Below are 15,713 nucleotides of genomic sequence, written 5' to 3'. Positions count from 1 at the left end.
GAATGCGCTGGAACGGATTACCGTTCCAGCGCATTCGGCTTGTCGAACTACTTCTTACCGGCGAGGTCCACTCCGGGCGCCGCGTCGGTGAGAATCGAGTCGGCCGCGACGACGCCGCCGCCACCCTTGGCCTTCTTCCGCGCCCGCAACCGCTGCTCCAGCTTCGTCGCCACGAAGGTCAACGCGCTGTTCAGCACGATCATCACGATCGCGATGATGATCAGCGAGGGGATCGTGTTCTGTTCGGCCGCACCGAGCTGCTGCCCGGAGCGCACGATCTCGGTGTAGGTGATCTGGTAGCCGAGCGCCGAGTCCTTCAGCGCGACAACCATTTGCGAGACCAGTGCGGGCAGCATCGCGGTGATCGCCTGCGGCAGCAGGATCAACCGCATCAGCTGGTTCTTGCGCATACCGAGGGCCACGGCGGCCTCGGTCTGGCCGCGCGGCAGCGACTTGATGCCGGCGCGGACGATCTCGGCGATGACCGAGCCGTTGTAGACGGTCAGCGCGATCACCACGGCCGCCAGCGCCAGATCGTCGACCTTGAACACCTTGTTCTTGGAGAACAGGGCGAACAGGAAGATCATCAGGATCAGCACGGGGATGGCCCGGGAGACCTCCACGATCGCACCGGCGATCCAGCGCACCCAGCGGTGGTCCGACATCCGCAGGATGCCGAAGACCATGCCGATGATCAGCGCGAACACGATCGACAGCAAGGCCGCGACGATCGTGCCCTGCAAACCCGGCAGCAGGTAGGTCGTCCAGACGTCGGCCTCGAGGAACGGCTTCCACTTCTCGGCGGTGAACTGTCCCTTGTCGGCGAAGCCGCTGTAGAGCACCCACAGGAACGCCGCTACGGCGGCGACGACCACGACCGAGTATATGTAGTGCCGGATACGTCCGCGGGGGCCCGGTGCGTCGAAGAGCACCGAAGACGCAGCGCTCATCGAGCCACCTCGTATCGTTTGGCCAGCCAGCCGAAGAACAGGCCGGTGGGCAGGGTCAGGATGACGAAGCCGAGCGCGAAGATGGCGCCGACGGCGACCACCGCGGCCTCGTTCTCGTTGATGTTCGCCATCAGGGTCGCGGCCTCGACCACGCCGATCGCCGAGGCGATCGTGGTGTTCTTGGTCAGCGCGATGAGCACGCTGCCCAGCGGCGCGATGACCGACCGGAAAGCCTGCGGCAGCACGATGAGCCGCAGATTCTGGGTGAAGGTCAGGCCGAGCGAGCGACCGGCCTCGGACTGGCCCATGGCCACGGTGTTGATGCCCGAGCGCAGCGATTCACAGACGAATGCGCCGGTGTAGATGCTGAGTCCGAGCACGGCGAACCGGAAGTTGTTCTCGGCGACCGAATTCGGTCCTTCGCCTGCGAGCTTCCAGCCCATCGTGGTGTACAGGCCGAGCGACATGAACACGATGATCAGCGTGAGTGGGGTGTTACGGAAAATGGTGACGTAGGCTGTGCCGACCGCGCGAGCGATGGGCACCGGGGACACGCGCAACGCGGCGACGAATGTGCCCAGGATCAGCGCGCCGACCGCCGACGCGACGGTCAGTTTGATGGTCACCCAGAAGGCGTCGAGGATTTGGTCGTCATACCTCGAGATCAGGTCGAACACGGCGTACGCGTCCCTCCGATCGGGTTTCGATGTGCCAGGGAAATGCGGCGGGTGGCCCGGACCGGTAGGACCGGGCCACCCGTGCAGGAGGAAATGCTCAGTACCGGTTGACCTTCGGCGGCTCCGGCGCCTGGTAGCCGGACTTGCCGACGGTGGCGTCGAACGCCTTCTTCCAGGAGCCGTCGGCGAACATCGCCTCGATCGCGTCGTTCACCTTGTCGCGGAACTCCTTGTCGCCCTTCTTCAGGCCGATGCCGTAGTTCTCCGTGGTGAACGGCTTGCCGACGACCTTGAACGCGCCGGTGCTCTGCGCGGCGTAGCCGGCCAGGATGATGTCGTCGGTGGTCACCGCGTCCCACGAACCGGCGCGCAGGCCCTCGAGGCACAGCGAGTAGGTGTCGTTGGTCTGCAGCTGGGTGTCCTTGAAGTTCTTCTCGATGTTCTGGGCCGGGGTGGAGCCCTTCACCGAGCAGACCTTCTTGCCCTTGAGGCTTTCCGGGCTGGAGATGTCGTTGTTGTCGGCACGCACCAGGAACGACTGTCCGGCAACGTAGTACGGGCCGGCGAAGTCGATCTTCTGCTTGCGGGCGTCGGTGATCGAGTAGGTGCCGACGATGTAATCGACCTGGCCGTTCTCGATCAGCGTCTCGCGCTGGCCGGACGGGGCTTCCTTCCAGGTGATGCCGTCGGGCTTCACACCGAGCTTGTCCGCCACGTACTTGGCGACCTCGACGTCGAATCCGCTGTAGGACCCGTCCTTGTCGCGCAGGCCCAGGCCCGGCTGGTCGAACTTGATGCCGATGGTGAGCTTGCCGCCCTTGGCGTTGTCCAGGGCCGACTTGGTCTCGCCGCCGCCACACGCGGTGGCGGTCATGGCGGTGAGCGTCAGAGCGATCGCTCCGACACCGAGTCGCAGGGCACGGTTGAACCTCATCGAATTTCCTTACTTCTCTGGTGGGTTGTTGGTCTGTGGTGAGCTCGTCGCCGTACGGCTCAGTGGCTCAGGATCTTGCCGAGGAAGTCCTTGGCACGGTCGGACTTGGGTGCGGTGAAGAAGACCTCCGGCTCGGCGTCCTCGACGACCTGACCGTCGGCCATGAACAGAACCCGGTTGCCCGCACGCCGGGCGAAGCCCATTTCGTGCGTGACGACCAGCATGGTCATCCCTTCCTTGGCGAGCGACACCATCACGTCGAGCACCTCCTGGACCATTTCCGGGTCCAGGGCCGAGGTGGGCTCGTCGAACAACATCACCTTCGGATTCATCGCCAGCGCCCGGGCGATGGCGACCCGCTGCTGCTGACCACCGGACAGCTGGGCGGGGTACTTGTCGGCCTGGTTCGCGATGCCGACGCGGTTGAGCAGTTCCATGGCGTGCTTGCGCGCGTCATCCTTTTTGATCTTGCGAACCTTGAGCGGCGCGAGCATGACGTTCTCGACGATCGTCTTGTGCGCGAACAGGTTGAAGGACTGGAACACCATGCCGACGTCGGCCCGCAGCGCGGCCAGCCCGCGGCCCTCGGCGGGCAGCGGGACGCCGTCGATGGCGATGTCGCCGGAGTCGATGGGTTCCAGGCGGTTGATGGTGCGGCAGAGCGTCGACTTCCCGGAGCCCGAGGGCCCGAGAACGATGACGACCTGTCCCTTGGGGACTTCGAGGTTGATATCGCGCAGTACATGCAGTTCACCGAAATGCTTCTGCACATTGCGCATCGAGATCATCGGCGCGCTGTTGGCGGCGCTGGCGTCCCTTGTAGAAGCGTCCCCCGTTGTATCGGGCGCGGCGGCGTCGTCGGTCATGGTCCAAGACCTTAAGGGCAAATCGGGGATTTGCCAGAGTTTCGGTACCACCCTTTTTTGCCGCGCCGAGATGACACGTCACGTTAACCTGGCCGACTGGTTCGTCCCAAAGATCGCATTGCGCACCGACCCGCGCCGCCGTCGACGCGACAGCGTGCCTGATCAGAGGCCACTTTGCTTCCCAACCCGAGGGCCGTGAGGAAGCGGGCCGACGCTCAACGTGCCGTCGTTCAGTGGCGCGTTCGCCGTCCGCATGCCCCTAAAATTGGGGTTGGCCCTGCCCGTACCCTGGACGGGTGGATTCGATCGGACAGGCAGTGTTGACTCCCACCCTCGACCCCGCCGAGGGCGCCCGCAGCTATGAGGTCCGCACCTTCGGCTGCCAGATGAACGTGCACGACTCCGAACGCTTGTCCGGGTTGCTCGAGGACGCGGGATACGTGAAGGCCGCGCCGGGCGCGACGGCCGATCTCGTCGTGCTCAATACCTGCGCGGTGCGCGAGAACGCGGACAACAAGCTTTACGGCACCCTCGGTCACCTGGCGTCGATCAAAGCCGACCAGCCGGGCATGCAGATCGCCGTCGGCGGCTGCCTCGCGCAGAAGGACCGCGGCACCGTGGTACGCAAGGCGCCGTGGGTGGACGTGGTGTTCGGTACGCACAACATCGGTTCGCTGCCGGTCCTGCTGGAACGGGCGCGGCACAACGCCGAGGCCCAGGTCGAGATCCTCGAGGCGCTCGAGGCTTTCCCGTCGAGCCTGCCCGCCAAGCGTGAGTCCGCCTACGCCGGCTGGGTGTCGATCTCGGTGGGCTGCAACAACACCTGCACCTTCTGCATCGTTCCGTCCCTGCGCGGCAAAGAGGTCGACCGTCGTCCGGGTGACGTGCTCGCCGAGGTGCAGGCCCTGGTGGACCAGGGCGTGCTCGAGGTGACGCTGCTCGGGCAGAACGTCAACGCCTACGGCGCCTCGTTCGCCGATCCCGACGAAGCGCGTGATCGCGGTGCCTTCGCCAAGCTGCTGCGCGCCTGCGGCAGCATCGTCGGGCTGGAGCGGGTGCGGTTCACCTCGCCGCACCCGGCCGAATTCACCGACGACGTGATCGAGGCGATGGCCGAGACCCCGAACATCTGCCCGCAGTTGCACATGCCGCTGCAGTCCGGCTCGGACAAGGTGCTCAAGGCGATGCGCCGCTCCTATCGCAAGGCGCGTTACCTCGGCATCATCGAGAAGGTGCGGGCCGCGATGCCGCACGCCGCGATCACCACCGACATCATCGTCGGGTTCCCCGGTGAGACCGAGGAAGACTTCCAGGAGACCCTGGACGTGGTCCGGCAGGCGCGTTTCACCAGCGCCTTCACCTTCCAGTACTCGAAGCGCCCGGGTACCCCCGCCGCCGACATGCCCGACCAGCTGCCGAAAGCCGTTGTGCAGGAACGCTATGAGCGGCTCATCGCGCTGCAGGAGCAGGTCTCGCTCGACGCGAACCGCGCGCTCGTCGGCACCGAAGTCGAGTTGCTGGTCGCCGAGGGCGCGGGCAAGAAGAACGCGGCCACCGCGCGGATGAGCGGTCGTGCCCGCGACGGCAGGCTGGTGCACTTCCGGCCGGGCGGCACCCCCGAGGCGATCCGGCCCGGCGACATCATCACCGTCGATATCACCGAGGCGGCGCCGCACCACCTGATCGCCGACGCCCCGATCAAGTCGCATCGCCGCACCGCGGCCGGCGACGCCCACGAACGCGGCATCACTCCCAAGACCGCCCCCATCGGCGTCGGCCTCGGCCTGCCCCGCATCGGCGCGCCCGCCGCGGAGCCCGCGGCCGTCGCCGGCTGTGCCACCGGCTGCGGGACGTAAGTTCGGGCGCTTCCCGCACGCCTTCTGTGCCGAAACGCGGCGTGTTGCGCGGCAAGGCGGGGTGCGCGGCGTCAGAAGGGGTGCGGGACGCCGGAGGTGCTGGCGCGGGCGGAGCAAGTGGCGCACCATGGCTTCGGCGAGTGCGGGCGTCTGGTGCCGGGGCGTGCTGTACCGAGCCGGCTCGTCCGTGACGTGCGTTGTCGCGGGCGCCGGGACGAGGTGCGTGCGGGACAACGGGAATGGAGTTCGGTCATGACGGAGGCAGGCGGAAGCGCGGGCGACGACTCGGCCCGAGGCGGTGGGCAGTCCGAAACGCCGGAACCTACTACCGGCAGTAGTGGGTCGGGTGCGGCGCCTGGATCCGGTGATGGCACAGTGGACGCGGGCGGCCGGTCCGGCGCAGTCGAGCATGGACAGGGTGCAGCTGCCACCGAATTCGGCGCGGCGAAGGCCGACCGCAATGCGGCGAAGAACGAACCCACCACAGCGACAGGCCGACCCAGCGCAGCGGACCGGCCCAGCGCAGCGGACCGGCCCAGCGCAGCGGACCAACGCAGCGCAGCAGACCAACGCAGCGCAGCAGACCAACGCAGCGCAGCAGACCAACCCAACGCAGCAGACCAACGCAGCGAAGCGTCAGACGAACCCGGTGCGGCGGCGGTGCAATCCGGCGCGGCGCACCACGAAGCCGAACGAAACGAGGGATCCGTGAACTCGGTCGAGACCAATAATTTCGAGCAGTTCCGCGACGACCTGGACGCGGTGGAACGCCGCATCGCGGGGGAGATCGACCCGGGCGTGCGCGCCATGGTGGTCGCGGGCGCGGTGTTCGTCCTGCTGTTCTCGCTGGTGCTGCCGCACGCGGGCGGTGCGCGCGGCTTCGACGTGCTGCTCGGCACCGAGATCGCCCGCACCGAGCACATCGGCCTGCCGTCGCGCATCTTCGTGTGGTTCGCGGTGATCTTCGCGGTGGGCTTCTCGACGCTGGCCCTGATGACCCGCCGCTGGATCCTCGCCTGGATCGCCGTCGCGGGCACCGCCATCACCAGCGTGTTCGGCGTCTTCTCGATCTGGCACCGGCAGACCCCGGGCATCGGCAACTATCACGGTGCGGGCCCGGGCATCGGCCTCATCCTCGGCGTCATCGCCGCGATCGTGTTGACCTTCCACTGGATTCGCGTCGTCTGGAGCCGCACCGCGCTGCAGCTGGCCGCCGAGGAGCAGCGCCGCAACGCCACCGCCGCCCAGGAGGAGCAGGACCGCCGCCGCCTCGCCGGCGAGTAATCCTCTGCCGCCTGACCGGCGCGTAGTCCGCCGTCGAACGCACCAGTTCTGCTTTCCCGCACCCGTTCTGCCAGGCCACAGCGGGTGCGGGAGATCAGAAGTGGTGCGTCGCGTCAGAGGGGGTGTATGTCCGTTGTGGCGCTGGTGCTCACGGCCCGTCGGCAGTGCTGACGGACTTCAGCGGTTGGTGACGGCACCTTCCGCGGCCTCGGCCCACTCCCGCCACTGCTTGGCCTGCTCGAGCGCCTTCTCCGCGTCGCGCGCCTTGCCCGCGGCCTGGGCTTTGGCGGCCTGTTCCTCGAATTGTGCGACCCGCTCGCGGAATTGGGCGGCGCGCGCCATGGCCTCGGGGTCGGTGCGCCGCCATTGCGCGTCGGCGGCGTCGCGGACCCGCTTCTCGATGGCGCGCAGCTTGCCTTCGAGTTCCTGCATGCGCTCGCGCGGCACCTTGCCCAGGGCGTCCCACTTGTCCTGCAGTTCGCGCAGGCCGGCGCGGGCCGCCTCGAGGCCGTTGGCCGGGTCGATGTGCTCGTAGGCGGCGAGCAGCTCTTCCTTGGCGGTCGCGTTCTGCTCGAATTCCGCGTCGCGTTCGGTGACGGCGGCGTTGCGCGCGGCGAAGAACACATCCTGCGCGCTCTTGAAACGCCGCCACAGCGCCTCGTCGGCCTCGCGGGGCGCGCGGCCCGCGGCTTTCCATTCGGCGAGCAGGTCGCGGAAGATGCCCGCAGTGCCGACCCAGTCGGTGGAACCGGACAGCTCTTCGGCGCGCACGCACAGCTCTTCTTTGCGGGTCTTGGCCGCGGCGCGTTCCCGATCGAGCTCGGCGAAGTGTGCGCCGCGTCTGCGGTTGAACGCCTCGCGGGCCTTCGAGTACCGCTTCCAGAGCGCGTCGTCGACCTTGCGGTCCACGCCGCGGATCGACTTCCATTCGTCGAGGATCTCGCGTAACCGGTCGCCGGCGGCCTTCCACTGGGTGGATTCGGCGGCGATCTTCTCGGCCTCCGCGCAGAGCGCTTCCTTGCGCTCGGTGTGCTCGTGGCGGGCCCGGTCTTTCTCCTCCTTGGCGTGCGCGGCCGCCTCTTCGGAGTGTTCGGCGATGGCGTCGAGCCGTTTCGCGAGTCCGTCGATGTCGCCGATCACCGCGGCGGTGGGCAGGGATTCGGCGATGGCGAGCGCCGCGGCCTTGGTCTTGCGCGCGTCCGCGCCCGCGGCCAGGCGGGCTTCGAGCAGCGCGACCTCGGTGGCCAGGTCGTCGAACCGGCGACCGAAGTGGGCGAGCCCCTCGGCCGCGTCACCGGCCTGCCAGGAGCCGACCTGGCGTTCGCCGTCGGCGGTCTTCACCCAGGCGGTGCCGTCGTCGTCGACCCGGCCCCAGACGCTGGGGTCGGTGACGGTCGGCACGACGACCGGGTGCGGGTGCTGCTGTGCCGGGCCCGGCGTCGCGTGCGGTTTGGGGGCTGGATCGAACCGCCGGGTTTCGGGGCACCGGAAGAGCGCGGCATCTTGCCGGGGCTGGCTTTCGCGGTTCCGTTGCTGTCGGTCATTGCTCCTCGTCCCTGCCGCGCGTCACGGCTGCCTGGTTACGCCCTAGCTCATCCCATTGAACCCGGTCCGAGCCCTTGTGACCATCGACCCACGCCTTCACTCGGAGGAATCTCGGGGATTGCAACCCCTGATGACCTGGGTTGTAGCTTCTCGAACAGTATCAATCTCGGCGCACTTTGCGGCAGAGACACTCGAACCGGGGCGGTACCCGCGGTGCGCGGCGGTGGCCGAGGCAACGGTTACGGTTACGACGTGTTCTCGATTGCCGCCCTGATCCCGTCGCCACCGATCCTGGTGCCCGAGCTCTGCGGTGCCGGGACGGGTGCGATCCCCGGTCACGACGGTGACCCGCGCGCGGCGCTGCGCGCTGCGGTTCTGGGTGTCGCGCACGAGCTGGCGGCAGCGACGGACCGGTGGACCGTGGTCGGCGTGGGCGCGGCCGACCAGGTGTTCGGTCCCGAGGTGGTCGGTACCTTCCGCGGTTTCGGCGCCGACGTGCGCGTCGCGTTGTCCGGCTCCGCCGCGGCCGAGCCGAATCCCCAGCTTCCCCTGCCGGTGCTGATCGCCGGGTGGTTGCGGGGACAGGTCGCGCCGGCCGTGAGCGCCGAGGTTCGCCTCGTCGCCGTGGATACCCCGGTGGACAGCTGCGTCGAGTTCGGCGCGAAACTGCGCGCGGAAATGGACAATTCAGCGGTGCGGCACGGTGTGCTCGTGGTCGCCGACGGCGCGGCCACGTTGTCGTTGAAGGCGCCCGGATATCTCGATGAGCGGGCCGCCCCGGTGCAGGACGAACTCGATCGCGCCCTGTCGGCCGGTGATCTGGCCGCTCTGCGTGCGCTGGATCCCGCACTGTGCGCCGAGCTGGTCCTGTCCGGTCGCGCCGCCTATCAGGTGCTCGCCGGGCTGTTCGGCAGCGATCCGGCAGTCGAGACGCGGTACTGCGCCGCGCCTTTCGGCGTCGGCTATCACGTGAGCCTGTGGCATCCGTCCGGAGCGGAGGCGGCGTGAGCACAGCCGGTCGTTCTGCCGGTCCGCGACAGCGTCACCGCCCGCGGCCGAGCGAGGAGGCGTGGTGAGCGCGCAGATCACCCCGATCGCGGTGGTCGGCCCGACCGCCACCGGCAAATCCGACCTCGGGCTCGCGCTGGCCGAACGGCTCGGCGGCGAGATCGTCAACATCGACGCGATGCAGCTCTATCGCGGTATGGATGTCGGCACCGCCAAACTGACCCCCGCCGAACGCCGCGGCATCCCGCACCACCAACTCGACGTGCTGGCGGTGACCGAGACCGCGACGGTCGCCGCCTACCAGAGCTCGGCCAGTGCCGACGTGGCGGCGATCATGGCGCGCGGTCGCGTCCCGGTGATCGTCGGCGGGTCGATGATGTATGTCCAAGCGCTGCTGGACGAATGGGCGTTCCCGGCGACCGATCCGCAGGTGCGCGCCCGCTGGGAGGCGGTGCTCGCCGAAGGCGGTGTCGCGGCCGTGCACGCCGCGCTGCGGGCCGCCGATCCGGCCGCGGCCGCCACCATCCTGCCCACCGACGGGCGGCGGATGGTGCGCGCGCTCGAGGTCGTCGAACTCACCGGCCGGCCGTTCGCCGCCTCCGCGCCCGAGATCGGCACCCCGCGCTGGGGCACCGTGATCATCGGCGTCGACCGCGACACCGCCGAACTGGACGAGCGGATCGAGCGGCGCACCGCGCGGATGTTCGACGGCGGACTCGTCGACGAAGTACGCGCGCTGCTCGAGCACGGCCTGCGCGAAGGCGTCACCGCCCGGCGCGCCATCGGCTACGCACAAGTCCTGTCGTACCTCGACAACGAATACGACCTGGAACACGCGCAAGAACGCACCCTGATCGGCACCCGGCGCTACGTTCGGCGGCAGCGCTCGTGGTTCCGCCGCGACCCGCGGGTGCGCTGGGTGGACGGCGCCGCGCCCGACCTGGTGGCGACGACGCTCGCCCTGCTCGACGAGAAAGAACGGACTCCGCAGTGACCCGACGTGTGAGCACCCGAAACGCCTCCGTCCAGGTGTGGCAGGCCTACCTCAACAACCGCACCAAACGCCACCGTGACGGTCGTTTCCTGGTGCAGGGCGTGCGGCCGATCACCCAGGCCCTGGCCAACGACTGGCCGCTGGAGACGCTGCTCTACCGTCTCGGCACGCCCGATCTGTCCAGCTGGGCCAGGCAGCTGCTGGACACCAGCGACGTCCCGCAGGTCGGGCTGGTCCCCGAGCTGATGGCCGAACTCGGCGAAAAGTCCGGCGGCATACCGGAAGTGGTCGCGGTGGCGATCTCGCGCCAGGACGAACTCGCCACGTTCGAACCGGGGGAGCCGGGCGAGGACGCGCCCGTGGTCGTGGTGTTCGACCGGCCGAATTCGCCGGGCAACCTCGGCACGCTGATCCGATCCGCGGACGCGTTCGGTGCCAGCGGTGTCGTGGTCACCGGGCACGGCGCCGACCAGTACGACCCGCAGGCGGTCCGCGCCTCGACCGGCTCGCTGTTCGCGATGCCGGTGCTGCGCGCGGCCGGTCCCGCGCAGGTGCTCGAATTCCGGGATCGGCAGGTGCAGCGCGGTATTCCGACCCGGATCGTCGGCACCGACGAACACGGACCGCGCGCGGCCTATGATCACGACTTCACCGAGGCGACCATTCTCGTGGTCGGGAACGAGACCGGCGGAATGAGCGCGGCCTGGCAGCAAGCCTGCGACGACCTGGTGCACATTCCGATGGGCGGCACCGCGAGCTCGCTCGGCGCGCCGTCCGCGGCGGCCGTGGCGCTCTACGAAATTTCCCGGCAGCGCCGGACGTTTGCCAAATGACGACGAATTAGGGAGAACACGTACGTGTCGGATTTCGAGTTCGCCAAAGGGCACGGCACCCAGAACGATTTCGTGGTGCTGCCGGATCCCGAGGTTCGGCTGGACCTGACCCCGGAGCGGGTGAGCGCGCTGTGCGATCGGCAGCGCGGTCTCGGCGCCGACGGCGTGCTGCGGGTCGCGCGCGCCGAAGCGCTGCGCCGCGCGGGCGTGCTCACCGACCTGCCCGAGGGCGTGCGCGACACCGACTGGTTCATGGACTACCGCAATGCCGACGGCTCGATCGCCGAGATGTGCGGCAACGGCACCCGCGTGTTCGCGCACTACCTGGTGGCCTCCGGACTGGAGACGAGCGACACGTTCGTGGTGGGCAGCCGGGCCGGGGGACGGCCGGTGGTGGTCCACTCCGCGACCGCGGTCGACGGCGACGTCACCGTCGACATGGGCCGGGTCCGGGAACTCGGCGAATCCACCGCCACCATCGCCGGCTGGGGTTATCACGGCATCGGCATCGACGTCGGCAACCCGCACCTGGCCTGCGTCGATCCGGAGCTGACCGTGGACGCGCTGGGCAAGCTCGACCTGAGCGTGCCGCCGGGCTACGACCCGGACCTGTTCCCGCACGGCGTCAACGTGGAGATCCTGACCGCGCTGGACGCCGACCGCGCCGTGGACATGCGGGTCTACGAACGCGGCGTCGGCGAAACCCGTTCCTGCGGAACCGGAACCGTCGCCGCGGCGACCGCGGCGCTGCTGCGCGAGGGCTTCCGCGTCGGCACCGACAGCGGCGAGGTGCGGGTACGCATTCCGGGCGGCGAAGTGACCGTCGGACTGGTCGAGGGCGTCGCGACACTGCGCGGGCCCTCGGTGCTGCTCGCCGCCGGCCGCATCGCCGAGAGCTGGTGGCAGCACCTCTGACGCGATTTCGGATCGGGACACGCGGGGCACGGCGGTGCCGAATATCCGAATGCGCCATGTCGGTATCTCGTGGGACCATGGAACCTGTATGACGAAACAAAACACTGACGAATTCACACGTGCCGAAGATTTCACCGAGGGGGCCGAGGACATCAGTACCTCTGATTTCGACAACGATATGACCGGCGGCGAGTTCGAGGATGCCGAGACCGGTGATGTCGTGGCCCAGCACGCGGCACGGATGAAGCGTTCCGGGGGATGGACTCCGGCCGAACCGACGGTCGGCGAAATGCAGCTCGACGAACGCAGCTCGCTGCGTCGCGTCGCCGGGTTGTCCACCGAACTCACCGACATCACCGAGGTCGAATACCGGCAGCTGCGCTTGGAGCGCGTCGTGCTGGTCGGCGTGTGGACGGCGGGCAGCGCAGCCCAGGCCGACGCGAGCATGACCGAACTGGCCGCGCTCGCCGAAACCGCGGGCTCGGAGGTGCTGGAAGGATTGATCCAGCGCCGCGACAAGCCGGACCCGGCCACCTACATCGGCTCCGGCAAGGCCGACGAGCTGCGTGCCGTCGTGCTGGAAACCGGCGCGGACACGGTGATCTGCGACGGTGAACTGACCCCCGCGCAGCTGACCGCGCTGGAGAAGGTCGTCAAGGTCAAGGTGATCGACCGGACCGCGCTGATCCTGGACATCTTCGCCCAGCACGCCACCTCGCGAGAAGGCAAAGCCCAGGTCGCCCTCGCGCAGATGGAATACATGCTGCCGCGACTGCGCGGCTGGGGTGAGTCCATGTCCCGCCAGGCCGGTGGTCGCGCGGGCAGCAACGGCGGTGTGGGTCTGCGTGGTCCCGGTGAGACGAAGATCGAGACGGACCGTCGCCGCATCCGCGAGCGAATGGCCAAGCTGCGCCGCGAGATCCGCGAGATGAAAACCGCGCGCGACACCATGCGGGCGCGCCGCAATTCCAGCGGCATCCCGTCGGTCGCGATCGTCGGCTACACCAACGCGGGCAAGTCCAGCCTGATGAACGCGCTCACCGGTGCCGGGCTGCTGGTGCAGGACGCGTTGTTCGCCACCCTCGACCCGACCACCCGGCGGGCCGATCTGGACGACGGCCGGGAGGTCGTCTTCACCGACACCGTCGGTTTCGTCCGGCATCTGCCGACCCAACTGGTCGAGGCGTTCCGGTCCACCCTGGAAGAGGTGACCGGTGCCGACCTGCTGTTGCACGTGGTCGACGGTTCCGACCCGCTACCCGCCGAACAGATCAAGGCGGTCCGCGAGGTGATCACCGACGTGATCAAGGAGCAGGGCACGGTGGCGCCGCCGGAACTGCTGGTGGTCAACAAGATCGACGCGCTGGATCAGCTGGCGCTGACCCGCCTGCGCGGCCAGCTCCCCGACGCCGAGTTCGTCTCGGTGCACGCCGATATCGGCATCGACGCCCTGCGTGATCGGCTCGCCGAGGTGCTCGGCGGTCTCGACGTCGAAGTCGGCGTCCTGCTGCCCTACACCCGCGGCGACCTGCTCGCCCGCATCCACGCGGACGGCCGCATCATCACCTCCACCCACGAGGAGGGCGGCACCCGAGTCCGCGCCCGCGTCCCGCATTCGCTGGCCGCGGCCCTCGCGGAATACGCACACGCAGGTGGGCCGGAGACGAACGGCCACGCCGAAATCTGAGACTCGCACCGCGACGTGCCTTGCCCCGGCATCCGCAGGTGGGGGCGGCACGCCGGGTTCGACGTGGACGGATGATCACGAGGAAGTGTTGGCGGCATCGGCCGAGAAGCCGCCGCCGCCAGGTCCTCCTGATCGACTGACCAATACCGCCACCGCGCAGCGCGGACCACGCTCAGCAGCGGGCCGAAGTCTGGATCCGCGCGCGGCGTGCCTTACGCGGGAGTTCGCCGCCGCACGCTCGCGACACGCACGTCGACGCGCCGGGTTTGAACTGGTCGGCTGATCACGAGGTAATGGTGGCGGCATCGGTCGAGAGGCTGCCGCCACCAGTTCCTCCTGATCGCTTGACCGACACCGCCACCGCACAGCGGGGACCGCGTTCAGCAGCGCTCTGGAGGTGCAATCCGCGCGCGACATGCCTTGCGCGGAGTCCGCCGACGGACGTTCGCGACACGCACGTCGACGCGCCCGGTTTGAACTGGCCGGCTGATCATCAGGTCACGGTGGCGGCATCGGTCGAGAGGCCGCTGCCACCATTACCTGGTGATCGACTGACCAATATGGCTCGTCGGCTTCCGCCTAATCCGCAGCCGCTGTGGAGGGCCGGGTTGACCGACCAGGACTCGAATATCGGGCAGTGGAGGTAGCGCGGTAGATGTCGGGATGCCGTGCATGTGGCGGACGCGCGTTCAGCCTCGAAGCTTCGGATCGCCCATCCTGACCTCGGCGAGGGTTAACTCGCTCACATCGTTCCCCGTAGGCGGCCGTGGTCCCGCTTCGGTCTCGCACTGAAACCTGTTCGCCCAGCGCGACGTCACGGCGTTGCACGCGCATTCGCGTGGCACGTGGGCGGCTCGGGCGGCGGGCCGTCGGGGTGCGCGGCAGACCGTCCAGACTGTGTCGGGGCTCACATGTGATGCGACACAGTGGTTTTCGTTACGATATCGTCGGTCGCAACGACATCAGGAGGGTGCTATGTCGCACGACCGCGCGGGGTCGGCCGGTCACGGAGATCGGCGATCGGACGTACTCGAGCAGCAGACGCTGAGCGACGGCGCGCCGTTGCACGTCTCGCTGTCCGACACCGACGTGCGGGTGATCGAGGCGCTGCTCGCACCGCTGCGCGCGTGGACGAGCCCGCGGTTCTACGGCCTGGACAACATTCCGGCCGAAGGCCCGGTGCTGCTGGTCGGCAACCACAACCTGATGGGCGGAATCGACGCTCCGCTGCTGCTGCCCGAGGTGTTGCGCCGCCGCGGCAGGCTGATCCGCGGTCTCGCCGAGAACGTGCTGATCTCCGTTCCCGGCCTGCGGCATTTCCTGCACCGCTATGGCGCGGTCCGCGGCACCCGCGGCAACTGCCTCGCCATGCTGCAGCGCGGTGACGCCGTCATCGTGTTCCCCGGCGGCGGGCGGGAAGCGGTGCGCCGCAAGAACGAGAAGTACGTCCTCAAATGGGAGGGCCGCAGCGGATTCGCCCGCATGGCGATCGAGGCGGGCGCGCCGATCGTGCCGGTCGCGATGATCGGGGTGGACGACGCCTACGACATCGTGGTCGACGGCGACCATCCGGTGCTGCGCCCCCTGCGCTGGACCGTGCAGGCCCTCGGCCTCCACCCCGACCTGACCCCGCCCCTGCTGCGCGGCCTCGGCCCCACCGTCCTGCCCCGCCCCGAACGCTTCTACTTCTCCGCGGGCACCCCCATCGACCCGGCGCCCTGGCGTGACGCCCCCGACCACACCACGGCCGCAAAGGAATTGCGCGACGTCACCCGCAAAGCCCTCGAAGGAGAACTGGAGTTCCTCTTCGCCGAACGCGCCCGGGACTCCGGCCGCCACCTGACCGGCCGCCTCCGCGACTGGCTCCGCCACTGAACCACACCCGCGACCGGTTGCCTCGTTGAGTCGCGGCTGTGGTCGGTTTCTTCGTTGAGTCGCGGCTGTGGTCGGTTTCCTCGTTGAGTCGCAGCCGTGGTCGGTTCCCCCGTTGGGCCGCAGCCGTGGTGGCACCGCCGATGAGGCGTTGCGTGGTCGGGCATCACCGCTCCGTCACCGCGACTGCTTCCGTTATTGAGCCGTCGCAGCGGATTGCTGCTGGGCCGCGGAGCCGTCGCTATGGTTGGCGTCGCCGCCGGGTATCGGGTCGGCCGGCCGTTGGGCCGCT

The 15,713-nt window shown here is 68.8% G+C and carries 12 protein-coding genes and 1 pseudogene; 8 read left to right on the top strand and 5 right to left on the bottom strand.

What is annotated here, in order from left to right:
• Positions 1 to 47: 47 nt before the first annotated feature.
• From TY25_RS15605 to TY25_RS15590, 4 genes are all read right to left on the bottom strand, one after another.
• A complete protein-coding gene (locus TY25_RS15605; RefSeq protein ID WP_042256897.1) occupies positions 48 to 950 on the bottom strand; it encodes an amino acid ABC transporter permease in 903 nt (300 codons plus the stop codon).
• Complete coding sequence (locus TY25_RS15600) at positions 947 to 1,627, bottom strand: amino acid ABC transporter permease (RefSeq protein ID WP_014986800.1); 681 nt, start codon at positions 1,625 to 1,627, stop codon at positions 947 to 949. The genes TY25_RS15605 and TY25_RS15600 overlap by 4 nt, the downstream gene beginning before the upstream one ends.
• A 97-nt stretch (positions 1,628 to 1,724) precedes the next feature.
• Positions 1,725 to 2,561 carry a glutamate ABC transporter substrate-binding protein gene (locus TY25_RS15595; RefSeq protein ID WP_029900663.1) on the bottom strand — a complete coding sequence of 279 codons (837 nt, stop codon included), beginning with the start codon at positions 2,559 to 2,561 and terminating at the stop codon, positions 1,725 to 1,727.
• A gap of 59 nt (positions 2,562 to 2,620) precedes the next feature.
• Positions 2,621 to 3,349: an amino acid ABC transporter ATP-binding protein gene (locus TY25_RS15590; protein ID WP_014986798.1), complete on the bottom strand. Its 729-nt coding sequence runs from the start codon at positions 3,347 to 3,349 to the stop codon at positions 2,621 to 2,623.
• Between the two features lie 374 nt (positions 3,350 to 3,723).
• On the opposite strand from TY25_RS15590, the gene miaB reads away from it, so the two are divergent.
• Together miaB and TY25_RS15580 are read left to right on the top strand one after the other, a co-directional pair.
• Positions 3,724 to 5,283 carry a tRNA (N6-isopentenyl adenosine(37)-C2)-methylthiotransferase MiaB gene (gene miaB, locus TY25_RS15585; protein WP_042256896.1) on the top strand — a complete coding sequence of 520 codons (1,560 nt, stop codon included), beginning with the start codon at positions 3,724 to 3,726 and terminating at the stop codon, positions 5,281 to 5,283.
• A 708-nt stretch (positions 5,284 to 5,991) separates the two neighbouring features.
• Positions 5,992 to 6,567, top strand: coding sequence for an Rv2732c family membrane protein (locus tag TY25_RS15580; RefSeq protein ID WP_042256937.1), 576 nt, complete (start codon positions 5,992 to 5,994; stop codon positions 6,565 to 6,567).
• A gap of 177 nt (positions 6,568 to 6,744) precedes the next feature.
• Here TY25_RS15580 and TY25_RS15575 read toward each other — a convergent pair.
• Positions 6,745 to 8,111: pseudogene (locus tag TY25_RS15575) on the bottom strand (DUF349 domain-containing protein).
• A 253-nt stretch (positions 8,112 to 8,364) separates the two neighbouring features.
• Between TY25_RS15575 and TY25_RS15570 the strand changes: the two are divergent.
• From TY25_RS15570 to TY25_RS15545, 6 genes are all read left to right on the top strand, one after another.
• Positions 8,365 to 9,120, top strand: a complete 756-nt coding sequence (locus TY25_RS15570) for a class III extradiol ring-cleavage dioxygenase family protein (RefSeq protein WP_042256934.1) — start codon at positions 8,365 to 8,367, stop codon at positions 9,118 to 9,120.
• 61 nt (positions 9,121 to 9,181) lie between these two features.
• Positions 9,182 to 10,114: a tRNA (adenosine(37)-N6)-dimethylallyltransferase MiaA gene (miaA, locus tag TY25_RS15565; protein WP_042256894.1), complete on the top strand. Its 933-nt coding sequence runs from the start codon at positions 9,182 to 9,184 to the stop codon at positions 10,112 to 10,114.
• The gene (locus tag TY25_RS15560) at positions 10,111 to 10,947 is read left to right on the top strand and encodes a TrmH family RNA methyltransferase (protein WP_042256893.1); all 837 of its coding nucleotides are present in this window, start codon (positions 10,111 to 10,113) and stop codon (positions 10,945 to 10,947) included. Before miaA ends, TY25_RS15560 begins: the two co-directional genes overlap by 4 nt.
• Positions 10,948 to 10,971: 24 nt before the next feature.
• Positions 10,972 to 11,862 carry a diaminopimelate epimerase gene (dapF, locus tag TY25_RS15555; protein ID WP_042256892.1) on the top strand — a complete coding sequence of 297 codons (891 nt, stop codon included), beginning with the start codon at positions 10,972 to 10,974 and terminating at the stop codon, positions 11,860 to 11,862.
• Between the two features lie 241 nt (positions 11,863 to 12,103).
• The gene (gene hflX / locus TY25_RS15550; RefSeq protein WP_042256932.1) at positions 12,104 to 13,549 is read left to right on the top strand and encodes a GTPase HflX; all 1,446 of its coding nucleotides are present in this window, start codon (positions 12,104 to 12,106) and stop codon (positions 13,547 to 13,549) included.
• Positions 13,550 to 14,524: 975 nt separating this feature from the next.
• Positions 14,525 to 15,424 carry a lysophospholipid acyltransferase family protein gene (locus TY25_RS15545; protein WP_052382992.1) on the top strand — a complete coding sequence of 300 codons (900 nt, stop codon included), beginning with the start codon at positions 14,525 to 14,527 and terminating at the stop codon, positions 15,422 to 15,424.
• Positions 15,425 to 15,713 lie beyond the last annotated feature (289 nt).

This window comes from Nocardia brasiliensis NBRC 14402 (assembly GCF_000308475.2).
Classification (GTDB): Bacteria; Actinomycetota; Actinomycetes; order Mycobacteriales; family Mycobacteriaceae; genus Nocardia; species Nocardia brasiliensis.
This window is presented reverse-complemented; position numbering and strand designations above follow the sequence as displayed.